Below are 22251 nucleotides of genomic sequence, written 5' to 3' on the forward strand. Positions count from 1 at the left end.
CGCCGGTATCGGTCAGCCCAGGCACGGGATCTCGATCGCCGGGGCTGCGATGCCCGGTGCGTTCACTGCCGGATTCACGAGATCCGGCCTGACGGCGGCATGCTCATGGCGCGGTTGGGGCCGTCGCGGTCCGGCCGGTCGTCTCAGACAGCCACAGTGGCCTGAGCGTGCTCCAGACCGGTGGCCGTCGAGAGGAACGCGAGGGTTCGTACCCCCGAGGTGTGCGCCGCGGTGTCGGAGCGGCCCGAGTGCCCACTGTTCTCGTCGTGGTCGAGATGGATCGGTGCGCTCCCCGCGCGGTGCCGCTGCAGGGCGGCACAGAGTTTCCAGCCGTGCCAGGCGGGCACCCGCGCGTCATTGCCGCCGGTGACGAACAGAACCGGCGGACCGGCCACTGGGGAATCCGCGTCGACCACCCGCTGGTACGGCGAGAGGTCCCGCAGCGCCCGCCGCATACCGGGGTCGTCGGGGTCGCCGTACTCGTCCTGCCAGAGGCGGCCGAGGCCGCCCTCCTGATAGCGGAGCAGGTCGGTGAGCGGCGCCGCACAGACCCCCGCGGAGAACAGGCCGGGGGCCTGGACCAGCGCCGCCGCCGCGATGAGGCCCCCGTTGCTGGCGGCCAGGACGGCCGGGCGTGCGGGGCCGGTCTCGGCGCGTTCCACGAGCGCGTCGGCCGCCGCGCACAGGTCTTCCACCACACGGGCCTTTCCGGCCGCGCGGCCCGCTTCCGCCCAGGCCGGCCCGTACTCCCCGCCGCCCCGCGCATGCACCCAGGCGACCCGGCCGCCTGCCTGGAGCCAGGCCGCGATCATCGGGTCCCAGCCCGGTTCGAGAGGGATACCGAAGCCGCCGTACACCGTGACGAGCGTCGGTCTGGGCCCACGCGGCGCCGCCGTCCCGGGGTCGCAGAGCGTCACGGGTACCGGGGTTCCGTCCCGGCTCACCACGGTGATGGTGCGCAGCGGTGAGCGGCGCAGCCGGGCGGGCAGGGGTTCGCCGAGGGCGAGGCGGCTGGCGTGGGTGCCGTACCGGGGGTCGTCCGCGAGCAGCCAGAGGCCGTCACCGGCACGCCCTGCCCGGTCCCGTGCCACCGGGCCGAGCCGAAGCCTGGCCGGCCAGGTCACGACGGCGCCGCGGTCGTCCGACGGGAACGGCGATCCGGCCTTGAGACGGTGGACGGTCAGCGTGCGCACAGTGCCTCGCTGCCGGAGCGCCACGATCCCGGTCCCCGAGGCCGTACGCAGCACGCGCAGGGCGCGCACGGGTGCCGGGCCGCCGTCCGCCGGCGCGGGAACGACCGTACGAGGCACGGCGCGAGGTCCGTCGTCCAGGGCGGTCAGGTCGATCGCGCGGATGTCACCGTCCGCCAGGTAGCAGGTGTCATCGGCGAGTTCGAGTGCGGTGACCCGGCTGCCCGCCAGGTCCAGCGGCTTCCAGTCGGGCACCGCCGGTCCCCGCCAGCGCGCGAACCACCAGCGGGTGACACTTTCGCCGGGGGTACGAGTCCGCACCAGCAGCCAGTCCCCGGTTCCGGCGTGCAGCGAAAGCCGGACGGGTCCTCGCACGGGCAGCCGCACCGTGTGCTGGGTCCCCGTGGCCAGGTTCCGGGCAAGGAGGGTGTGCTCGGTCCGGCTGCCCGCGCCGTAGAGCAGCCATCGGCCGACGAACGCGAGGGGCGTGTGGGGTGCGGCGTGCGGGAGGTGCTCGGGCCGGGTGCCGGGCCGGGTGGACAACAACTGGAGTCCACCGTCCTCACGTCCGTCGTAGTGCACCTGTACGGCGGCGAACCCGCCTTCGGGAGAGACCCCCCAGTGGGCGATCCGGCCGAACTCGGCCTCCCGGCAGTCGAGCAGGACGCGCCGCCCGTCGGGGGTGTCGTCCTGTCCGACCAACAGGTCGCCGCCCGGCTGGTGTTCGCGCCGGAACACCAGCCCGCCCGCCTCCACCGGGGGGTCGACCGGACGCCCGTAGGCCGAGCGCTCCGCGCCGGAGAGCAATTCATGCCAGCGGTGGTCACCGGGCCCCTGCGCGACCCCGGCCAGCAGACCGCGCTGGGTCTCGAGCCAGGCCCGGGTCCGTGCGGAGCCCATCTCCTCCAGCCATCGGTACGGGTCGGGTGCCTCGGCGCTGTCGTCGGCCGACGGCTCCCGCTCGGTCTCCGACGCGCTATCCATGGCGGGTCGCCGCGGGCTCTTCGGCTTCTTCGGGCGCATCGGGCTCTGCTCCGAGGGACGTCTGCCCGCTCCTTGCGTGGCGTACGGTCACGACGCCGCCCAGGACGGCGAGCGCCAGGACGACGGCGGCGGCGATGTTCAGGGTCGCGGGCAGGCCGAGGGCGTGCACGGACAGCCCGGCGAGCGCCGGTCCCGCGGGGGCGATCGCCTGGGCGAGGAAGCCGACTCCGCTGTGCACCCGGCCTTGCAGCTCCGGCGGTGTGATGCGCATCTCGGCGGCGGACACCACCACGGTGATGACCGGTCCCGCCGCCGCGGCCAGCGCGATCAGGGGCAGGGCGGCCCATGGTTCACGGAAGACCGCGAAGCCCACCAGGCAGAGCGCGACCACGCCGGTCCCGGCGCCGATCCCGGTCCCGGGCGTCAGCCGCTGAGCCACGGGGGCCGCGAGCAGCGATCCCACCAGGGCACCGCCGCCCAGCGCCGCGACCTGTGCGCCCACGTCCAGGGCCGAGCCCCCGGCTCCCGCGGTCGACACGATGACGATCAGCAGACCGTTGAAGACGAGGTTGAGCACGGTGGCGTTGAGGGCGGCGTACCGCAGGAACGGCTGCCGCCAGATGAAGCGGATTCCCTCTGTGGCGGCCCGCACCGGGCTGCTCCGTTCCTCCTCCTCCGCGGGTTCCTGGTGCGGCCCGACCGCGGGCAGCAGCGTCATGCACAAGACGGCCGCGGCATAGGTGGCGGCGTCGGCGGCGAAGACCCAGTGCGCGTCGACAGCCAGCAGAGCTCCGCCTGCCAACGGCCCCGCGATCATGGCGACCGCGGCCCGGATCTGGATCAACCCCAGTGCTTTGGGCCGCAGTTCGGGATGGACGTATGACCGTACGGCGACGTTCTCGGCCGGGGCCAAGGTGCTGCCGGTCGCGCCGAGCAGCACGGCGGTCGCCAGGAGGACGGGCAGGGTGACGGCGTCCTTGAGGAGGAGCAGCGCGAAGGCGGCCAGGACCACTGCCCCGGTGAGGTTCCCCGCGCGCAGCAGACTCCGCCGGGAGTACCGGTCGGCCAGCACCCCCGCGGGCAGCCTGGCCGCGATGACGCCGATCGCCAGTACGGTGCTGACCAGCCCCGCCTGCCGCAGGTCACCGGTGGTCCGCAGCGCCACCACCGGAAGGGCGATCAACGAGGCGGCGGTACCCAGGGCCGATGCGGACTCCCCGGTGAACAAGAGCCAGAACGGCCGCCCGAGACCGCGGCTCGTACCGCTGGTCATGACACCACCTCCGTGAACCGTCTTGGGGATCTGTTCTCAGGAATTCGTTCTCAGGCATTCGTTCTCGACCGAGCTGTACCGTGGTGACTTCGGGTAGGCCGCATCCGTCGCGGCCTACCCGAAGTTGTTCGCGCACGTGCTTCCGGCCGGCTCCGGTCAGTCACAGGCGAAGGGGCTGACCATGCTGGGAGCCGGGTCACAGGGCGGACGCGGGCCTCAGCAGAGGAAGAGGCTGACGAAGCTCCAAGGGGCGTCGATGACGGTCTCCTCGTCGAGCTCCTGCAGCGAGAGAATGTTGGACATTCGGATTCACCTCCTTCACGGCGTCATGAAGCCTGGTCACACGTCGGACATGGGCCTCAGCAGGCGAAGAGGCTGACGAAGCTCCAGGGGGCGTCGATGACGGTCTCCTCGTCGAGCTCCTGCAGCGCCAGGATGTTGGACATCCGAATTCACCTCCTTTCCGTCCCGGTAGGGACGTTGGTTCCGGGATGCTGTCCGGCCGATGCTCACCCGTACGACGAGTGGGCACCGGGGAGCATGCATGACCCGGGGTTCTTGACGGCCTCCTGCGCGAGCAGCGCTCCGGCCGAGCCTGTCGCCAAGTCGGTCGACAGGCGTACGAGCTGGTCTCCGAGCAGAACCCGCGCCCCGTTGTGCGGCGCGACGTGCAGGGCCAGCGAGCTCATGTGTTCGTGCGCCGCGGTCAGCCATGGGGCATGCCGCGTGGCCGCGTGGGACAGGAAGTACGCAAGCCCGGCCCGGCCGTTGAACAGCCCGCCATGGATCACGACGCGTGCGTCCGTCGCCTTCGCGGCCGCGGTGACGATGCGGTCGGCTTCCAGCCTGCTTGCCTGCGCATCGGGCAAGGCCATTGCGGCGAGCGCCACCCCGGCCGAGCCCTCCGCGACGTAGGCGAGCAGCCGGTTCGAACTGTGCATCTGCAGCGTTCCGTCGACCATGCGGCCGTGCCGCAGATCGCTGCGGACCGCGCGCTCGGCCGCCTCGGCCCATGCGGAGTCACCGGTCAGCCGGGCGCAGCGGGCGAAGAGCACCGCGGGCCCGGACCAGCCCCACATCAGGCCGGGCCGGTCGAGCAGGCCGTGCTCACCGATCCGTTCGGCGGTCTTGCCGGCCAGTGCGAGCCCTTCGTCCCTGATGCCGATGTCGAGGAGCAGATGGGCCAGACCCGTGAGCCCGCCGAACAGCCCCGGAGAGCGCGGGAGCGGTCCGTCCAGCAGGCGGTCGATCGCGTTCTGCGCCGCTTGATGCCGGAGCCGGTGCAGCATCAGGACCGCGCCACCGAGTCCGCTGTACAGGCCCTTGGGAACGTCAGCGGCGGCTTGGCGCGCCTTCTCGGCGAGCCAGTCCACGTGCTCCGGGGCGGTCGGTATGCCCAAGGCGTCCTGGGCCAGGAGAACGCCGGAAGCACCGTGTGCAAGGCCGAGAGCGCCGCCCGGCCGATGGCCGTCCACGTCTCCGGGGAACAGCCGGTCGGTACGTCGGATCCGCGCCGCCGCAGCGATGCCTCGCACCAGCGTGGACCGCTCGACGGGGGCCAGGGGCGCTGCCGCCCGCTGGAGATGGGGCCGCAGATCCGGCGAGAGGGCGAGCCGCTGTGTCATCCGGTCGAAGAACTCCGGCGGGACCGTGGGGAATTCGTCCTTGGCCATACGGACCAACCGGCCCGCATGGGACGGGTTGCGCACGAGTACGGCGGTGAGCGGCATCAGTACGCCGAGTTGACAGCAACCCAGCGCGAACAGGTCCGCCTCCCTCGGGTTCGAGAGCGCCGGGTCGGTGAAGCCGACGGCGCCCAACGCGGCACGTCGCTCACTGTCGACCGGCACGGCCAGCTCGTAGTCCACGAGAGCGACCGTGCCGTCCGGCCGGATCATGATGTTGCGTGGATGAAGATCGCCGAACGCCACGCCCGCATCGTGCAGTTGGCCGACACAGTCCTCGACCTGGCGCATGCGTTCCACGGCGAGCGCGGCGAACCGTGCCCTGGTCTCCGGCCCCGGCCGATGCCGGACGAGCGGGAACTCCGCTCCGAGCCAGGCGCTCAGGGGCTCGCCGGGCACGTACTCCATGGCGAGGTAGTGGTGCTCCCATACGGTGAAGCAGCCGTGGACCTCGGGTACGAACGGCAGCTGCCGCACTGACCTGAGCACCTCGTACTCGGCTGCGAGCCGGGTGACCGCGTCCGCTCCCGTCCCGTCGAGTCCTGCATGGGGCCTGGCCTCCTTGAGGACGATCTCGCGTCCCTGCTCGTCCTGGGCGAGGTACACACCGCCGCCGTTGGAGAAGTGCAGTGCCTTGGTGATCCGGTAGCCGCCGATCAGGGCGGCACCGGTTCCGTTCGCCGCTTCCTGCCCGGCCATACGCTTACGTACGATTTCGGGAAGCTCGGCCCACTCCGGCACCGTGAACACGGGGCGCCGCACATCGGGCACCAGCTGCCCGTCGGGGTCGCGGACGGCGGGGACGAGGGTGCCGTCCGGCAGCTCACACCACATCGGGACGAAGGCTCCGTACCGCACGGATGCCGGGCCCTGGTTCCACCGCAGGTCCGAGAGGACGTACGGTCCCTCGGCTCCGCCCAGTGCGTCGTCGAGTTCGGTGAGCAGCACCGTCAGTTCGTCCTCGGTCCGCGGGTAGACGGTGACCGCCTTGCCGCTCGAGGCCCGGTTCGCGTACTTGGTGTTCAGTACGGTGACCATCAGTGGGCTGCGCAGGAACTTCCAGGGAAGTCCGAGGCGGCGGCACACCTGCCATACCGTGTCGATCGTGTCCGCCGCGTTGGCGGGTGTCGCACTGACGTGTACCTTCCAGCCCTGCTCCGGGATGGCGACACCGTCCTCGGGGGCGAGCAGTACCCAGACACCTTGGTCAGCGCGCCGCCAGCTCCGCGGCACCTCACCAACGGCAGCCGGAAACCGGGAATCCGCGTCCGCGGCGCAGTCCAAAGGTTCGTACCATGCCGGATCGGCGATGGTGAACGACTCATATCGCGGGTCCATCCGGCGTCCTTCCTAAGCTGAGTCGCGGTGCTGACGTCACCAATATTCGTCGGCGACCGCTCTTCCCGACAACGAACTTAAGGTGCTCCTGAAGTCGCCTGGTCAGTCAGTCAGCCGGTCGGAAGGGGAGCGTCGAATTACGGAAGGCTTGCCCGGCGTTTTCTATGCGGTGCCATGCCGGCCCCCATGGCATCGTTAATCCATGACAATCCGAATCATGATTGCCGATGACCAAGCCGCCATACGCCGGGGATTCCGCCTGATTTTCGAAGTCCAGGCCGGGGCGACGCTGGTGGCGGAGGCGGCCGACGAGGAGTCCGCCCTCGGGGCCGCGTCGGAGACTCTCCCCGACGTCCTGCTCAGCGGTATGAGGATGCCGGGTCCGGGCTTCCCCGAGTTACCTCGCGGGCCGGCTCCGGACGCCCCCTCCGTACGGGTCGTCGTGGTGACGACCTTCGACGTGGACGAGTACGCGCACGTCGCGCTGCACGACGCCCACGGGTTTCTGCTCAAGTACTCCGACGCCGCGTTGCTCACGCAGGCGGTCCGGTCGGCCGTGAACGGCGACTCCCTCGACAGCCCGGAGATCACCACTCGGCTGCCGAAGCGGCTCACTCCGGACGGACCCGTGGTGTCCACGCCCGGCGCCGAACTGACGCCCCGCGAGCGGGAGGTCGCCGGGCTGGTCGCGGAAGGGCTGACCAACACCGACATCGGGGCGGCGCTGTTCATCTCCCAGGGGACGGTAAAGACACACCTTGCGAACCTTCAGCGCAAGCTGAAGGTCCGCAATCGCGTGGGTGTCGCCGCCTGGGTCTGGCAATCAGGTCTGCGGGAGCCGTCCCGAGCGGTGAAGTGACGGCACCCGGGCACCTGAGTCCGCCTCGCCGTCCATGAGGCTGCGGCCCAGCGGCGTCAGTGTGTGCAGGACGAGGTTCCGGTTCCGGTGGGTGTCGATCAGTCCTGCCGCCCGCAGTACGGAAGTGTGCTGACTCACCGCCGCGGCCGACACCCCCACCTCGCCCGCGAGTTCCCCGTTCGTGCAGCCGCTGAGCAGTGCCTTCAGCATGGCTGCCCGCGTTCTGCCCACCAGCATGGCCAGTGCGTCCTGGGAGGACCCGGCCATCGGGGTCTCAGGCGGACCGGCGCCGAGCGGGGCGGTGTTGCGCGGGTCGGGCCGTACGGGGAACACCAGCATGGACGCGGCGTCGTCCGAGTGAGGCCGGTCGGCGGTCAGCGGCGTGCCGGGAGCGGTCAGGAAGAGTGAGGGCGACACCAGCAGCCCGCGGCCGCCCAGTTCGATCTCCGCGGGGCCGCCGCCCTCGATCTCCAGCACGGGCGCATGCCAGTGGATACGCGGATGCAGGCTGCGGAGCAGGGCTTCCACGCCGGATGCGCTCATGATCTGGCGGTAGACGTCCGTGACACGGTCGAGGAGGGCGCGGACGGCATTCCAGTACGGCACCACCGCCAGCCTCGCGAATCCGTCGAGCAGAGTCCCCAACTCCCGGGCGGACAGCGTCCCGGCCGGAGCCGACAAGGTGTCCAGGCGCGTGCGGGTGACCTCCGGGGCCGACAAGCGGAGTGCGTCTTGGGCCGTCATCCCCGAGTCCACGAAATGCTGCAAAAGGCGCTGTAATTCGGTGTGGCTGAGCATTCCGCTTAGTGCCGCCCGATGCCATATCCGGAAGTAGCCACCGGTGTTTTTCCGCCAGCCTTCCAAGGCGAAAGCGGATTCGATCTCCGGGCCAACTGGCCCGATCATTCGAACGCGTGCGAGATCTTCTACGGAAAAGAAGATGCGGATCATGGTTCATGTCCCCCTGGTCGTAGGGGGGAATGAATGTCCGGCCCTTCGGCCGCCCCCCTATCGGCATGCCGACATCATGTCCGGCGGACTCGGCGCGCGATATCGACCTTTCGGTGGATACTCGGGGTAGGGAACGGCAGGTACGCGGCAACACGGCTTCCCGCCGACGCGCGGCCCCCGTTTCACCCGTGTGGGAGGACGGCCGGACTCCTGACTGACTGGCCGGCCGGCTGACCGCCGGAAACGACGTCCACCTCGCCGAATCAACGCAGGGACTTGAGTTCGATCGCCGGGCAGCGGTCCATGACCATGTCGAGGCCGGCCGCGCGGGCGCGGTCGTAGGCGGCTTCGTCGATGACGCCCAGCTGGTACCAGACGGCCTTCGCGCCGATGGCGACCGCCTCGTCGGCCACCGGGCCGGCGAGGTCGCTGTTGACGAACACGTCGACGACATCGACCTCGAAGGGGATGTCCTCCAGCGAGGCGTACCCCTTTTCGCCGTGGACCGTCTCGGCCTTCGGGTGGACCGGGACGATGCGCTTGCCGTGGCGCTGGAGGACGTCCGCCACGCCGTACGCGGCGCGCCGCTCGTTCGACGACAGGCCGACGATCGCCCAGGTGTCTCCGAGCTCGGTGAGGATCTTGCGGATCGTTGCCGGGTCGCCGTACACGGTCGGCCTCCTTGGGATGCGTACGTACGAATGCTGCTGCGCCCGACAACAGCGCGCGCGGCGCGGTGATTCCCCGGCCCGGCGACGGGCGAGCACTGGAGAGCACAGCAGCTTGCGGGCGTCGACGGCGAAGTCACCCAGCGCGGGCGACAGACAGCCGCCGGGCAGGTCGTCGTGGTTGCCGACCGTGGAGTACCACGGGATATCGAGTCCCGGGCTGGTCACGGGCCGTATCGCGGCGTCGAGGAAGCCGGGGATACGGGGCAGCCCGCGCCGCTTGTCCAGGTCGCGCAGGGCCGCGTCGTCCGGATGCCAGTAGAGGGGGAGGCCGGAGTTCTGGACACCTTCGTACGCCGTCGGGTCCCCGGTGTTGGGAGTGATCCTGCCTCCGCTCATCAGCGTGAGGAACCACTCAAGTTCGATCGCGGAGTTGTTGTCGATGTTGTCGCCCGTCGTCATCACGAACGAGGGCGCGAGGCCGGTGTACGGGCCCCCGCCGAGCGCGTTCACCTGCTCCACGAGCGCGACCGCCCCCGCCACCGTCAGCGCCTCCTGGGCCCGCCACGCGGCAGGCTTGCGCGACCGCAGGAACTCGGTGCGCAGCGGGTTCTGTACGTCCGTGACGTGCAGGTCGGTGAACTGCACGAAGCACGCGAGCGGTGTGCGCCGGTCCTGGCGACCGGCGGCGGGAGACGCGAGGTCTCCTCGTACGACGACGGGCCAGCCGGGGCCTGGTACGAGCCGTCGGTAGGTGCCGTGCGCGCGACCGCCGAGGCGGGCCGTGGTCTCCAGGGTGGTCGCCGCGAACGGTGCCGCGCGTCGTGTCGGCCGTCGGGTGGCTCGGCCGGCGAGGGGCGGCTGCGGGGCGGCACTCCCTGCGGCGGGCTGCGCGGCGGGCTGCACAGAGGGGTCGGGCGCTGCCGTGGGAAGAGGGCCGCCGTTCCTCCGGCGGCTCCCGCCGCGACGGCGCCGGAGGCGAGCAGAAAGCGACGACGCTTGATCGAGGATGCGGGCGGGGAAGGGGGCGTGGATGTGGTCCCCGCCATTTCGGTCCCGGTCATGGGGCGGCCCTCCGGTGCCTCCGAGAGACTCACTGAGCGGAACTACTCATTCAGGCCGCAGGGGCAGGGGCGTGGCGTCGCCGTGAACACCGCCGGAACAGGAGGAACGGCCGGTAGCGCCTCGTGCCCCGGCCCGCACCACCGGCCCGCGCCACCGCCCGTACGGCAGGTCGTACGACCGGCCGCACCACCGGCCCGCCACACCCGGCGTGATAGCTTGCCGAGGCCAGTCGAACCCATGTACGTGGGTCAGGGAATCCGGTGGAAATCCGGAGCTGACGCGCAGCGGTGAGGGTGACGGGCGGGGCATCGGCCACTGGACCGGCATGACGGTCCGGGAAGGCGCCTCGTCCGGGTGACCCCGAGTCCGAAGACCTGCTGGCGGCCTCCTCGGTCACGCGCCGACGGGGGAACACCGTACGACCGGGCTCCGCGTTCGAGCCCTCGACGCCCGAGGAACTCCCGTGCCCATCGCACGTCTTGCCCGCCCTGCTGCCCTCGCCCTGTCCGGGGCCCTCCTGTTGACCGGCTGCGGTTCGGGAGGCTCGCCGTCGGACACGGATTCCGGGAACTCCGGGGACTCCGGGGACTCCGTCAGCCTCGACAACTGCGGCCACACCGTACGCGTCGAGTCCCCGCCCCGGCGGGCCGTCTCCCTCAACCAGGGCACCACCGAGATCATGCTCTCGCTCGGCCTCGCCGACCGTATGGCCGGCACCGCCACCTGGACCGACCCCGTGATGAAGGGCCTGGAGAAGGCGAACGCGAAGGTGGGGCGGATCGCCGACAACAACCCCTCCTTCGAACGCGTTCTGGACGCCGACCCCGACTTCGTCGCCGCCTCCTTCGTGTCCACGCTCGGCAAGGGAGGCGTGGCCACCCGCGAGCAGTTCGAGAAGCTCGGCGTGCCCGCCTACGTCTCGCCCTCGGACTGCGTCGGCAAGGACAACTCCTCGGGCGGCGACGGCGCACGGAAGACGGCCCTCGGCATCGACGCCGTCTACGGCGAAGTGCGCGACCTGGCCAAGGCGTTCGGCGTCGAGAAGCGGGGCGAGGAGCTCGTCGCCGACCTCAAGCAGCGGATGAAGAAGGCCACTTCGGGGATCGACGCCTCCGACGTCACCCTCCTGTACTGGTTCGCCAACTCCGACTCGCCCTACATGGCGGGCTGTTGTGGCGCGCCGGGCGTCATCACCCGGACCCTCGGCGCGAAGAACGTCTTCGACGACACGCACGAGGAGTGGCCCCAGATCAACTGGGAGACGGTCGCCGACCGCGACCCCGACGTACTCGTCATCGGCGACCTCACCCGCAAGTCGCAGACCGCCGAGTCCGCGAAGAAGAAGATCGAGTTCCTGGAGTCCGACCCGGTCACCAAGAACATGACCGCCGTGAAGAAGAAGCGGTACGTCCTGCTCAGCGGGCAGGCGATGAACCCGACCATCCGCACGGTCGAAGGCGTCGAGCAAGTTGCCTCCGCCCTGCGGGAGTTCGGGCTCACCGGGTGACGCGGCCGCGCCTGGGACTGCTCATCACGGCAGGCGTCGCCCTGCTCCTCGTGTCCGTCGCCGTCGCGATCACCATCGGCCCCGCGGACATCCGGGTCGGCGACGTCTGGTCCGTGGTCGCGTCCCATCTCGGCTGGGGCAGCACGGAGTTGACCCCGATCCGGGAGGGCATCGTCTGGGAGCTGCGCCTGCCGCGTACGCTCCTGGCGGCCGTCTGCGGGGCCGGACTCGCCGTGTGCGGTGCGGTGATGCAGTCCCTGCTGCGCAACCCGCTCGCCGACCCGTTCGTCCTCGGGGTGTCCTCGGGCGCTTCGACCGGCGCCGTGCTCGTGGTCGTCCTCGGCGTCGGCGGGGGCCTGGAACCGGTTTCCGCGGGCGCGTTCCTCGGCGCGGTGCTGTCGTTCGGGCTCGTCCTGCTGCTCAGCCACCTGCTGGGCGGGGCGACGGACCGTGTCGTGCTGAGCGGGGTCGCCGCGATGCAGCTCTTCTCCGCCCTCACCTCCTTCGTCGTGCTGACCGCCGCCGACGCCGAGACCACCCGCGGGGTGCTGTTCTGGCTGCTCGGATCGCTGAGCGGGGTCGGCTGGACCGACGTCTGGGTCTGCCTGACGGTGCTCGCGGTCACGCTGCTGGTCTGCCTCGGATACGCGCGGACGCTCGACGCGTTCGCCTTCGGCCAGGACGCCGCCGCGACACTCGGGGTCTCCGTGGCCCGTACGCGGCTCGTGCTGCTGTGTGCCACCGCGCTGCTGACGGCCGCGCTGGTCAGCTCGGCGGGCGCGATCGGCTTCGTCGGCCTCGTACTGCCGCACGCGGCAAGGGCGTTGGTGGGCTCCGGGCACGCCCGGCTGCTACCGGTCACGGCTCTCGCCGGAGCGGTGTTCCTGGTGTGGGTGGACACGCTGGCCCGTACCGTCCTCGACCCCCAGGAGGTTCCCGTGGGCGTGGTGACCTCGCTGATCGGCGTACCGGTGTTCGTGCTGGTGCTGTACCGGACGCGGAGGACGTGATGACGGGATGACGGCGGAGCACATGGAGACCGAGGACACCAAGAGCAAGTACATCAAGAGCAAGTACATCAAGAGCGAGGACACCAAAGGTACGGAGCACGCGGAAGCCGCACGGGGAGCCGGCCTCCGCGCCCACCGCGTCACGCGCACCGCCGACGGCCGTGTCATCCTCGACGGCGTCAGTATCGCCCCGGCCCCCGGCACGACCGTCGGTCTGCTCGGCCCGAACGGCTCCGGCAAGTCCACCCTCCTGCGCCTGCTCGCGGGCGTCCTCGCCCCGGCCTCGGGCGTGGTCACCCTCGACGGCCGCCCCCTCGCCGGTCTGGGCCGCCGCGACGTCGCCCGCCGTATCGCCGTGGTCGAGCAACAGGCCGACACCCAGGTCGAGTTGAACGTCCGGGACGTAGTACGGCTCGGCCGCACACCGCACCGCCGCGCCTGGACCCCGGCATCCTCGGCGGACGAGGAAGCCGTACGCGACGCGCTGGACCGCACCGGCCTCACCGGCCTCGCCCACCAGTCCTGGCACACGCTCTCCGGCGGCGAACGCCAGCGCGTGCAGATCGCCCGCGCACTCGCCCAGGAACCCCGCGAACTGCTCCTCGACGAACCGACCAACCACCTGGACATCCAGCACCAGCTCGACCTGCTGACCCTCGTCACCTCGCTCCCGGTCACCAGCGTCGTCGCCCTGCACGACCTCAACCTCGCGGCGATGTACTGCGATCAACTGGTCGTCCTGCGCGAGGGACGCGTCGTGGCCTGCGGCAGTCCGGGCGACATCCTCACGGAAGGGCTCATCGCCGAGGTGTACGGCGTCCGGGCCGCCGTCACGCGCGACGGCCCCGACGGCCGACCGCACGTGCGCTTCCTGGGGACGGTGGGCTGATCGGCGTACCGGTGACGCGTTGGGGTGGCAGCCGCGACGCGTGGTGCTCGCATCAGCGATGTGCGGTCGGCGCACCACTGATTCGCGAACACGTGTCCGGAATGACGTCCGCCTCCCTGCGCCGGACCCCGCACGCGCCTACGCTCACTCCGTGCTGCGTATCACCGACTCCCGAACCGGCGAGCCCACCGACGCCACCCCCGCCCGCCGCGGCCTGACCCGCGTCGAGGCCCACGTGCCACGCCCCGACACCACCGGCCTGCGCGTGCTCCTGGTCGCCGACGTCCTCGTACGCGCCCTGGAGATCAGCGGGACTCCCGTCTGGACCGTACTGACCGGCGCGGAGGGGCGCGCGGAGCTCCGGGCCCGCGCCGCGACGCTCGGCATCCGCCCGTTCGAGGACGAACGGGACAGCGGATCCGGCCTGGGCGAGGCCCAGGTGCTGCACGTGCTCGGTCCGGACACGGACACGGACACGGACACGGACACGGAGACGGGGAAATACACGGAGACGGCGGACACCGGGACGACGGGCGACAAGGCTGCGGGCGCCGAGGTGACGAACGCCGAGGTGGCGGGAGACGAGGCCACGGACGCCGAAGCGGCGAACGGTCTGCGTGTCGAGGTCGCCCCGGCCGACGCCGAGAGCGGGGTGGCTGACGACGTCGAGAACGCCTCGGCCCTCCGCTTGGCCCTGCTCGCGTGCCCCCGCCGCGAACCCCTCCGGCTCGACGCGGCCGGCCTCGCGGACGCCGAGGACACCCTGCGGCGCTGGCGGGGCGCCGTCGCCACCTGGGCCACCCGGCCGTCCGGCCCCATCCCCGATCCCGTACGCCAACAGCTGCGCGCCGCCTGGGAGGACGACTTGGACGTGCCCGCCGTACTCGGTGTGCTGCGCAAGGTGGAGACGTCGGGGACCGTCCCGGACGGCGCCCGCTTCGAGACGTACGCCTACGCGGACCGGCTCCTCGGGCTCGAACTCACCCGTGACATCGGCCGCGGGACCCGGTCGTGATCGCGCGCGCCGGAACGGGCCCACTGCGCCGCCTGATCGTCCTGCGGCACGCCAAGTCGGCCTGGCCGGACGGCGTCGCCGACCACGAGCGGCCGCTCGCCCCGCGCGGGCGCCGCGACGCCCCGGCCGCCGGGCGCGCGCTCGCCGACGCCGACTGCCTGCCGGACCTGGCGCTCTGCTCCACCGCCGTACGCACCCGGCAGACCTGGGAGCTGACCGCCGGACAGTGGGGCACGCCGCCTCCCGTACGCCATGATCCGCGGCTGTACGGGGCCGACGTACCGGAGTTGCTCGAAGCGGTGTGCGAAGTGTCCGCGCAGACCAAGACGTTGCTGCTGATCGGGCACAACCCCGGTCTGGAGGACCTGGTGCTCACGCTGGCCGGCGACAGCCTCGACGACACGCTGGAAGGCGTACGGACGAAGTTCCCCACGTCGGCGATCGCGATCCTCTCCTGGCACGGTGAGGAGTGGGGCTCCCTCGGCCCCGGCACGGCACTGCTCACCGACCTGATCGTGCCGCGCGGCAAGAAGCCGCGACTGAAGAAGAGTTGACCCTCGCCCGCCAGGGGAGCCGGCCACTGCGGTCGGGCCACTGCGGTCGGGCCGCGGCGGTCCGGCCGCGCGGTCCGGCCACGCGGACCGGACGGCGGCACGCGCGCGTGCAGCGCATACGCTGGCCCGATGCAGGACGAGTACCGCACGGTGGCCCGCGCAGGCGTGCACGAGACCGAGATCAACCGCTCCCGCTTCCTCTGCGCACTGGCGCCGGCGGCCACCGAACAGGAGGCCCAGGCGTTCGTCGCCGCCGTCCGCAAGGAGCGCGCGGACGCGACGCACAACTGCTTCGCGTACGTGATCGGCGCCGACGCCGCCGTCCAGAAGGCGAGCGACGACGGTGAACCGGGCGGCACGGCAGGCGTCCCGATGCTCCAGATGCTGCTGCGACGCGACATGCGGTACGTCGTCGCGGTCGTCACGCGCTACTACGGAGGCGTCAAACTCGGCGCGGGCGGACTCATCCGGGCCTACGGCGGCGCGGTGGGGGAGGCCCTGGACACCCTCGGGACCCTCACACGTAAACGTTTTCGTCTGGCGACCGTGACGGTCGACCACCAGCGGGCCGGCAAGGTTCAGAACGACCTGCGGTCGACCGGACGCGAGGTGCGTGACGTGCGCTACGGGGAGGCCGTCACCATCGAGATCGGCCTGCCGGACGCCGATGTCGAGGCCTTCCGGGGCTGGCTGGCCGACGTCACGGCCGGCACCGCCGGGTTCGAACTGGGCGGAGAGGCGTACGGCGACGCATCCTGAGTTTTGGGATTCCGGCGGCCTTCGGCCCGGTCAGCCGTCGACGGCGGCGTCCCCGCGGAACGCCCCGGCCACCACGGGGACCAACTGCCGCTCGATCTGCGGGGGCCCGGCACAGCCGGGCCCCCTTCCGCGGTCTGCCGCGCTCTCTTGCGGTGAGATCAGCGGCTCCGGCGTCGGGTTGCCGGACTCGCCTTGGCACGCCTTGGAATTGAGTCGGCCTCGCCGACGAGGAAGGTGTGTATCCCCTGTTGCCACCGCCGCGCGGGCCCGTAAATGGGGGGCGTTCCCCCATGTGGCTACAGGCTCCGGCGGGCACTGTAGGACCCGTCCCACGCACCGCCGTGTATAAGCGAGCACGGCGGTGCGTGGGCAGGTCGATACACACAACCGAGAGGGAGCCCATGGGCAGAAAAGCGTTACTGCGGGTCATAGTGGTCGCGGCGATGGCGGGTTCCGCGGTGACCTTGACCGGAGGCTCGGCGAGCGCGGCAACCGGTGTGTTCAAGAGCGGGACCAACATCGTCGTGAACGCGGCGCAGGGCCGCGCGAACAACATCACGGTCAGTCTGTCCGGGAGCTTCGTCATCATCCAGGACACCTCCGACACCCTGACCGCCGGTCTCAACTGCACCCTCCTGGTCAACGGCACGGTGGCCTGCCCGGTGACCGTCAGCACCGACACGGTGGTGGTCAACGCCGGGGACGGCAACGACATCATCACCAAGACCGGCAACGTCCGCAGTGAGCTGAAGGGTGAGTCGGGCAACGACGTCATCAACGGCGGCCCCAGCCCCGGCAGCAACAGCCTCAACGGCGGCACGGGCAACGACACCCTGAACGGCAGCGCCACCTTCGACCTCCTCATCGGCGGCCCCGGTGCCGACCGGATCAGCGGCGGGGGCGGCACCAACGACGTCGTCAGCTACCTGGACAGTGGCTCCGGCGTGGTCGTCGACATCGACAACGCCGCCGACGACGGCATCGGTGGCGAGGGCGACAACGTTCTCACCGACGTCGAGATCATCTACGGCAGCCAGTTCGGCGACACGCTCACCGGGGGCACGGCCAACGACATCCTGTCCGGCTTCGGGGGCAACGACCTCCTGGTGGGCGGCACGGGCAACGACATCCTGTCCGGCGGTGCCGGCAGCGACACCCACAGCGGCGGTGCCGGCAACGACACCCTCGACGCTGTCGACGGCGTGTTCGGCAACGACTCCCTGAACGGGGGCGCCAACACCGACACCTGCACCGCCGACACGAGCGACACGAAGAGCGCCTGCGAGGCCTGAACACCCCGCGGCCGCTGACTCCGCAGCGCTGATTCCACAGTCACCGAATCTGTGGTCGCCGCTGCCTCGTCACTCGGGAGCGCCTGGCGCGAGCACCGGTTCCACGCTCGCGCCAGGCGCTCCGGCCATTCCGCGATGCTCCAGCCGTTCCGCGACGTGGGGCCGAGGTGTGAGGTCCGTGCTGGAACAGGGGGACAGAGGCGCTAGCGTGGTGGGTGCCGACCGGTACGTCCGTGCTGGTTGGTGCTGGTTCGGGAGCGCCGTCGGGAGAAATGCGCAGGTCAGAGCGGTTTCATGAGATTGCTGCACACTTCCGACTGGCATCTGGGCCGGGCGTTCCACCGGGTCAACATGCTCGGTGCCCAGGCCGAGTTCATCGGTCACCTCGTCACGACCGTGCGCGCATGTGACGTGGACGCGCTGGTCGTGTCGGGAGACGTGTACGACCGGGCGGTGCCCCCGCTGGCCGCGGTCGAACTCTTCGACGACGCCCTGCACCGTCTGGCCGACCTCGGTGTGCCCACCGTGATGATCTCCGGGAACCACGACTCGGCGCGCCGCCTCGGCGTCGGTGCCGGGCTCATCGACCGCGCGGGCATCCACCTGCGGACCGACCCCTCGGCGTGCGGCACACCCGTGGTGCTGAAGGACACGTTCGGTGAGGTGGCCTTCTACGGACTGCCGTATCTGGAACCGGCGCTGGTGAAGGACGAGTTCGGAGTGGAGAAGGCGGGCCACGAGGCCGTGCTCGCCGCCGCCATGGACCGGGTCCGCGCCGACCTCGCCACGCGCGCGCGGGGCACCCGTTCCGTGGTCCTCGCCCACGCCTTCGTCACCGGCGGCGAGGCCAGCGACAGCGAGCGGGACATCACCGTGGGCGGGGTCGCCGCCGTACCGTCCGGAGTCTTCGAGGGCGTCGACTACGCCGCGCTCGGGCATCTGCACGGCAGCCAGACCATCACCGAGCGCGTGCGCTACTCGGGATCGCCGCTGCCGTACTCCTTCTCGGAGACGGACCACCGCAAGACCATGTGGCTGGTCGACCTGGGCGCCGACGGCTCGGTCGGGGCCGAGCGCGTCGACTGCCCGGTACCGCGTGCGCTCGCCCGTATCCGGGGACATCTGGAGGACCTGCTCGCCGACCCGGAGCTCGCACGCCACGAGGAGGCGTGGGTCGAGGCCACTCTCACCGACCCGGTGCGTCCCGCCGATCCCATGGCGCGGCTCGGCGAACGCTTCCCGCACACGCTCAGCCTCGTCTTCGAGCCCGAGCGGGCACCGGACGACCCCGACGTCTCGTACGCCCGGCGGCTCGCCGGCCGCAGCGATCAGGAGATCGCGGAGGACTTCGTGGCCCATGTGCGCGGCGCCGGACCCGATGCTCGCGAACAGGCCGTGCTCCAGGACGCGTTCGACGCCGTCCGAGCCGACGACACGGTCCGTGAGGTCGCCCGGTGACGCGCGGAACCGGGTGCACGGCGAGGCGGGATCCAGAGGCGGGATCCATGGAGAGCCCTGTGGCGATGTGTGACCTGGACGTCGAGGGGGCGGGGGCCCGATGAGGCTGCACCGGCTGCACATCACCGCCTTCGGGCCGTTCGGCGGCGCCCAGGAAGTCGACTTCGACGATCTGTCGGCCGCCGGGCTCTTTCTGCTGCACGGGCCGACGGGCGCGGGCAAGACGTCCGTCCTGGACGCCGTCTGCTTCGCGCTGTACGGATCCGTACCGGGCGCCCGCCAGGGCGGTTCGCTGCGCAGCGACCACGCACTGGCCGCCACCCGAACCGAGGTGACCCTCGAACTCACCGTAGCGGGCCGCCGGTTGGAGGTCACCCGGCAGCCGCCCTGGGAGCGCCCCAAGAAGCGCGGCGCGGGTACGACGACCGAGAAGGCGCAGAGCTGGCTGCGTGAGTACGACACGGCGGCGGGCTCCTGGAAGGACCTCAGCCGCTCCCACCAGGAGATCGGCGAGGAGATCACCCAGCTGCTCGGCATGAGCCGCGAGCAGTTCTGCCAGGTCGTGCTGCTGCCCCAGGGGGACTTCGCGCGCTTCCTGCGGGCCGACGCCGAGGCCCGCGGCAAGCTCCTCGGCCGGCTCTTCGACACCCACCGCTTCGCCGCCGTCGAACAACGACTGGCCGAGCGCCGCCGCGCCGCCGAGTCCCAAGTGCGCGCGGGGGACGGGGAGTTGCTGGCCGACGCGCACCGCATGCAGCAGGCGGCCGGAGACATCGTGGAGCTGCCGCTGCCCGACGTGTCGCCGGGCGACCCGGGGCTTGCCGAGTCCGTACTGGAGTGGGCGGCGATCGCCAGAAGCACGGCCCGCGAGAGGTACACGGTCGCCCACTGCGCGCAGACGGCCGCCGAGTCGGCGCAGGTCGCCGCAGCTCGCGTACTGGAGGACGTACGGGAAGTGGCGCGGCTCCAGCGCCGGTTCGGCGAGGCGCGGGAGCGGGCCGCTCGGCTGGAGGAGCGGTCCGGTGCCCATCGGGAGGCCCAGGCGCGCATGGAGCGTGCCCGCAAGGCCGAGGCGGTGGCGCCCGCGCTCGGGCTGCGCGACGCGACGGAGACCGAGCATCGGAGAGCGGCCGATACGGAGGCACGCGCGCGGGCCCTCCTGCCGGAGACCTTCGCCGACGCCGGGGCGACGGGCCTCGCTGCCGCCGCTCGCAAGGCCGCCGAGGAACTGGGCGGGCTGGAGTCGGCTCGGCGCGCCGAGCAGCGGCTCGCCGAACTCGCCGACGAGCGGGGCGGGTTGGACCGGCAGGAGCGCGCCGACGAGGACGTGCTGCACGATGCCGAGACCTGGCTCGCCGAGTGGGACGCGACCCGTGCGGACCTGCAGACGCGTATCGAGGCTGCCCAGGAGGCCGCCACCCTCGCCGAGCAGCTCGCCGTCCAGCGCGAGCCCGCACAGGCGCGGCTCGCGGCCGCCCGGCTGCGCGACCAGCTCGCCGGGGACACGGACGAGGCCCACACGCGCGTGCTCGCCGCACGCGAGCGGGCCACGGACGCGCGCGCCCACTGGCTGGACCTCAAGGAACAGCGCCTGATGGGCATCGCCGCGGAACTCGCCGCCGGCCTGGTGGACGGCGAGGCGTGCGCCGTCTGCGGTGCCACCGAACACCCGGCGCCCGCCCGGAAGATCGACGGACACGTCGACCAGCAGGCCGAGGAGTCCGCGCTCGCCGCGTACCAGCGTGCCGATGAGCAGCGCACCGAGGAGGAGCGGCGGCTCGGGGTCGTCCGCGAGGCGCTGGCCGCCGCGACGGCCGAGGCGGGGGACCTGCCCACCGGGCAACTCGCCCAACTGGCCGAGGAGTTGGAGCGGAGTCATGCGGAGGCGCACGGCACCGCTTCCGGACTGCACGCGGCCCGTGAGGCCCTGGGCCAGGCCGAGCGTGAGCACGAACGGCGACTCGCCAACCAGCATGAGGCCGCCCGCCGGGTCGCGTCCCGTGCCTCGCATCGAGACGCCCTCGATCGTGAACGGGACTCACTGGAAGGGGAGTTGACGTCGGCCCGGGGTTCGGCGGGCAGCGTTGCGGCGCGGGCCGCGCAGTTGGAGCGGCAGGTCGCGCTGCTCACCGAGGCAGCGGACGCCGCCCGTGTCGCGGCGGACACCGCCCAGCGGCTGAAGGACGCCGACGCGCGACTCGCCGACGCGGCCTTCCGCGCAGGGTTCGACACACCGCAGGCCGCGGCGGCCGCCGTCCTGGACGACGCGGCTCATCGCGACCTCCAGCGAAGGCTCGACGCCTGGCAACAGGAGGCGGCGGCGGTCCGCGCGGTGCTCGCCGAGGCCGAGACGACGGCCGCCGCCGGGCAGCCGCCCGCCGACCTCCAGGCGGCCGAGCAGGCCGCATCCGCCGCCGGCCAACGGGCGAGTGAGGCGGCCTCCGCGCGCGACGCGGCCGGGCGCCGCTGCACGGAACTCGACCGGCTGACCCACCGGGCGGGCGGTTCCGTACGCAGACTGGGGCCGCTGCGCGAGGAGTACGACCGGGTGGCCCGCCTCGCCACGCTCGCGGCGGGCACGTCCGCGGACAACGAACGCAGGATGCGCCTGGAGTCCTACGTCCTCGCCGCCCGTCTGGAGCAGGTCGCCGCAGCCGCGACCACGCGTCTGGCGCGCATGTCCTCGGGGCGCTACACCCTCGTCCACTCCGACGACCGGGCCGGGCGCGGCCGGAGCGGCCTCGGCCTGCACGTCGTCGACGCCTGGACCGGACGGGAGCGCGACACGGCGACGCTGTCCGGCGGCGAGACGTTCTTCGCCTCCCTCGCCCTCGCACTGGGCCTCGCCGACGTGGTCACCGACGAGGCCGGGGGCGTACGCCTCGACACGCTCTTCATCGACGAGGGCTTCGGCAGCCTCGACGACCAGACGCTCGACGAGGTCCTCGACGTCCTCGACTCGCTACGGGAGCGGGACCGCAGCGTCGGCATCGTCAGCCATGTCGCCGATCTTCGGCGGCGGATCCATGCGCAGCTGGAGGTCGTGAAGGGCCGGTCGGGGTCGGTCGTTCGGCAGCGGGGCGGCTGACCGCGGGTCGAGTGACCTGACCTGACCTGACCTGACCGGGGCTGGGCTGGGCTGGACCGGGGTTTCGGCAAGCCGTCGGGTTTCGGGAGGCCGCCGGGTTTCGGGAGGCAACAGGGCTTGGTGGCCGCGCTTTCAGCGGCCGAGGGGCCGTCGTGGCAAGGGGGACGAGTACACGACGCTCGTCGTCACCGAGCCGAGTGTGCCGATCCTGCCCGACACCTCCTCCAGGTGGCTCATCGAGCGCGTCGCGACCTTGATGACGAAGCAGTCGTCCCCCGTGACGTGGTGAGCCTCCAGGATCTCGGGGGTCGCGGCGACCAGATCGTGGAACGGCTTGTAGTTGCCGTGCGGATAGCGCAGCCGCACGAAAGCCATGATCGGCAGGCCCAGGCTCTCCGGGTCGACGACCGCCGCGTACCCCTGGATGACGCCTGCCTCCTCCAGGCGGCGCACCCGTTCGGTGACCGCACTCGCGGACATCGAGACGGCACGGGCCAGCTCGGCGAAACTGGCCCGGCCCTCGCGCTGGAGGACTTCGAGAATGCGCCAGTCGGTGGCGTCCGGGGAATACGCGGTCATGGTCGAGGGATAGCAGGGGAATCCCCGGGGGATCAAGTACGGGGCCGTGGATTGCTCCTTCAGGAAGCGGATCACCGGCCGTAGGTT

At 71.7% G+C, this 22251-nt stretch carries 16 protein-coding genes, 1 pseudogene and 1 riboswitch; of the genes and pseudogenes, 10 read left to right on the forward strand and 7 right to left on the reverse strand.

Annotation, left to right across the window (positions count from 1 at the left end):
- Positions 1 to 143 precede the first annotated feature (143 nt).
- The 3 genes from OHA11_RS41275 to lanKC form a co-directional block, all read right to left on the reverse strand.
- A complete protein-coding gene (locus OHA11_RS41275; RefSeq protein ID WP_266505525.1) occupies positions 144 to 2174 on the reverse strand; it encodes a prolyl oligopeptidase family serine peptidase in 2031 nt (676 codons plus the stop codon).
- Positions 2167 to 3447, reverse strand: coding sequence for an MFS transporter (locus OHA11_RS41280; RefSeq protein ID WP_266505527.1), 1281 nt, complete (start codon positions 3445 to 3447; stop codon positions 2167 to 2169). The genes OHA11_RS41275 and OHA11_RS41280 overlap by 8 nt, the downstream gene beginning before the upstream one ends.
- A gap of 509 nt (positions 3448 to 3956) precedes the next feature.
- Positions 3957 to 6470 carry a class III lanthionine synthetase LanKC gene (gene lanKC, locus OHA11_RS41285; protein ID WP_266505530.1) on the reverse strand — a complete coding sequence of 838 codons (2514 nt, stop codon included), beginning with the start codon at positions 6468 to 6470 and terminating at the stop codon, positions 3957 to 3959.
- A 217-nt stretch (positions 6471 to 6687) separates the two neighbouring features.
- On the opposite strand from lanKC, the gene OHA11_RS41290 reads away from it, so the two are divergent.
- A complete protein-coding gene (locus OHA11_RS41290; protein ID WP_266505532.1) occupies positions 6688 to 7329 on the forward strand; it encodes a LuxR C-terminal-related transcriptional regulator in 642 nt (213 codons plus the stop codon).
- On the opposite strand, the gene OHA11_RS41295 is transcribed toward OHA11_RS41290, so the two are convergent.
- The 3 genes and pseudogenes from OHA11_RS41295 to OHA11_RS41305 all read right to left on the reverse strand — a co-directional run.
- Complete coding sequence (locus OHA11_RS41295) at positions 7294 to 8073, reverse strand: helix-turn-helix transcriptional regulator (protein WP_266505535.1); 780 nt, start codon at positions 8071 to 8073, stop codon at positions 7294 to 7296. The genes OHA11_RS41290 and OHA11_RS41295 overlap by 36 nt on opposite strands.
- 470 nt (positions 8074 to 8543) lie before the next feature.
- Complete coding sequence (locus OHA11_RS41300; protein WP_266507796.1) at positions 8544 to 8951, reverse strand: CoA-binding protein; 408 nt, start codon at positions 8949 to 8951, stop codon at positions 8544 to 8546.
- 105 nt (positions 8952 to 9056) lie between these two features.
- Positions 9057 to 9743: pseudogene (locus tag OHA11_RS41305) on the reverse strand (TIGR03767 family metallophosphoesterase); the annotation flags it as partial.
- Between the two features lie 479 nt (positions 9744 to 10222).
- Positions 10223 to 10410: riboswitch (cobalamin riboswitch) on the forward strand.
- Positions 10411 to 10476: 66 nt separating this feature from the next.
- Here OHA11_RS41305 and OHA11_RS41310 point away from each other — a divergent pair.
- The 9 genes from OHA11_RS41310 (at position 10477) to OHA11_RS41350 (ending at position 21585) form a co-directional block, all read left to right on the forward strand.
- Positions 10477 to 11520 carry an ABC transporter substrate-binding protein gene (locus tag OHA11_RS41310; RefSeq protein WP_266505537.1) on the forward strand — a complete coding sequence of 348 codons (1044 nt, stop codon included), beginning with the start codon at positions 10477 to 10479 and terminating at the stop codon, positions 11518 to 11520.
- The gene (locus OHA11_RS41315) at positions 11517 to 12530 is read left to right on the forward strand and encodes an iron ABC transporter permease (RefSeq protein WP_266505539.1); all 1014 of its coding nucleotides are present in this window, start codon (positions 11517 to 11519) and stop codon (positions 12528 to 12530) included. Before OHA11_RS41310 ends, OHA11_RS41315 begins: the two co-directional genes overlap by 4 nt.
- A 7-nt stretch (positions 12531 to 12537) precedes the next feature.
- Positions 12538 to 13419, forward strand: a complete 882-nt coding sequence (locus OHA11_RS41320) for an ABC transporter ATP-binding protein (protein ID WP_266505542.1) — start codon at positions 12538 to 12540, stop codon at positions 13417 to 13419.
- Positions 13420 to 13570: 151 nt separating this feature from the next.
- On the forward strand, positions 13571 to 14434 hold the full coding sequence (locus tag OHA11_RS41325; RefSeq protein WP_266505544.1) for a hypothetical protein: 864 nt from the start codon (positions 13571 to 13573) through the stop codon (positions 14432 to 14434).
- Complete coding sequence (locus OHA11_RS41330; RefSeq protein ID WP_266505546.1) at positions 14431 to 14988, forward strand: histidine phosphatase family protein; 558 nt, start codon at positions 14431 to 14433, stop codon at positions 14986 to 14988. Before OHA11_RS41325 ends, OHA11_RS41330 begins: the two co-directional genes overlap by 4 nt.
- 129 nt (positions 14989 to 15117) lie before the next feature.
- Positions 15118 to 15747 carry a YigZ family protein gene (locus OHA11_RS41335; protein ID WP_266505549.1) on the forward strand — a complete coding sequence of 210 codons (630 nt, stop codon included), beginning with the start codon at positions 15118 to 15120 and terminating at the stop codon, positions 15745 to 15747.
- A 401-nt stretch (positions 15748 to 16148) separates the two neighbouring features.
- Complete coding sequence (locus OHA11_RS41340; RefSeq protein ID WP_266505552.1) at positions 16149 to 17039, forward strand: calcium-binding protein; 891 nt, start codon at positions 16149 to 16151, stop codon at positions 17037 to 17039.
- Between the two features lie 294 nt (positions 17040 to 17333).
- A complete protein-coding gene (locus OHA11_RS41345) occupies positions 17334 to 18497 on the forward strand; it encodes an exonuclease SbcCD subunit D (RefSeq protein ID WP_266505555.1) in 1164 nt (387 codons plus the stop codon).
- A 100-nt stretch (positions 18498 to 18597) separates the two neighbouring features.
- Positions 18598 to 21585 carry an SMC family ATPase gene (locus OHA11_RS41350; protein ID WP_266505558.1) on the forward strand — a complete coding sequence of 996 codons (2988 nt, stop codon included), beginning with the start codon at positions 18598 to 18600 and terminating at the stop codon, positions 21583 to 21585.
- Positions 21586 to 21717: 132 nt separating this feature from the next.
- On the opposite strand, the gene OHA11_RS41355 is transcribed toward OHA11_RS41350, so the two are convergent.
- The gene (locus tag OHA11_RS41355; protein ID WP_266505560.1) at positions 21718 to 22164 is read right to left on the reverse strand and encodes an Lrp/AsnC family transcriptional regulator; all 447 of its coding nucleotides are present in this window, start codon (positions 22162 to 22164) and stop codon (positions 21718 to 21720) included.
- Positions 22165 to 22251 lie beyond the last annotated feature (87 nt).

This window comes from Streptomyces sp. NBC_00878 (assembly GCF_026341515.1).
GTDB lineage: Bacteria > Actinomycetota > Actinomycetes > Streptomycetales > Streptomycetaceae > Streptomyces.

What these genes read in the sequence shown, in the direction of transcription:
- OHA11_RS41275 (WP_266505525.1), bottom strand. Translation starts at nt 2,174, where the DNA reads ATGGATAGCGCGTCGGAGACCGAGCGGGAGCCGTCGGCCGACGACAGC.
- OHA11_RS41280 (WP_266505527.1), bottom strand. Translation starts at nt 3,447, where the DNA reads ATGACCAGCGGTACGAGCCGCGGTCTCGGGCGGCCGTTCTGGCTCTTG.
- lanKC (WP_266505530.1), bottom strand. Translation starts at nt 6,470, where the DNA reads ATGGACCCGCGATATGAGTCGTTCACCATCGCCGATCCGGCATGGTAC.
- OHA11_RS41290 (WP_266505532.1), top strand. Translation starts at nt 6,688, where the DNA reads ATGATTGCCGATGACCAAGCCGCCATACGCCGGGGATTCCGCCTGATT.
- OHA11_RS41295 (WP_266505535.1), bottom strand. Translation starts at nt 8,073, where the DNA reads ATGACGGCCCAAGACGCACTCCGCTTGTCGGCCCCGGAGGTCACCCGC.
- OHA11_RS41320 (WP_266505542.1), top strand. Translation starts at nt 12,538, where the DNA reads ATGACGGCGGAGCACATGGAGACCGAGGACACCAAGAGCAAGTACATC.
- OHA11_RS41335 (WP_266505549.1), top strand. Translation starts at nt 15,118, where the DNA reads ATGCAGGACGAGTACCGCACGGTGGCCCGCGCAGGCGTGCACGAGACC.
- OHA11_RS41340 (WP_266505552.1), top strand. Translation starts at nt 16,149, where the DNA reads ATGGGCAGAAAAGCGTTACTGCGGGTCATAGTGGTCGCGGCGATGGCG.
- OHA11_RS41345 (WP_266505555.1), top strand. Translation starts at nt 17,334, where the DNA reads ATGAGATTGCTGCACACTTCCGACTGGCATCTGGGCCGGGCGTTCCAC.
- OHA11_RS41350 (WP_266505558.1), top strand. Translation starts at nt 18,598, where the DNA reads ATGAGGCTGCACCGGCTGCACATCACCGCCTTCGGGCCGTTCGGCGGC.
- OHA11_RS41355 (WP_266505560.1), bottom strand. Translation starts at nt 22,164, where the DNA reads ATGACCGCGTATTCCCCGGACGCCACCGACTGGCGCATTCTCGAAGTC.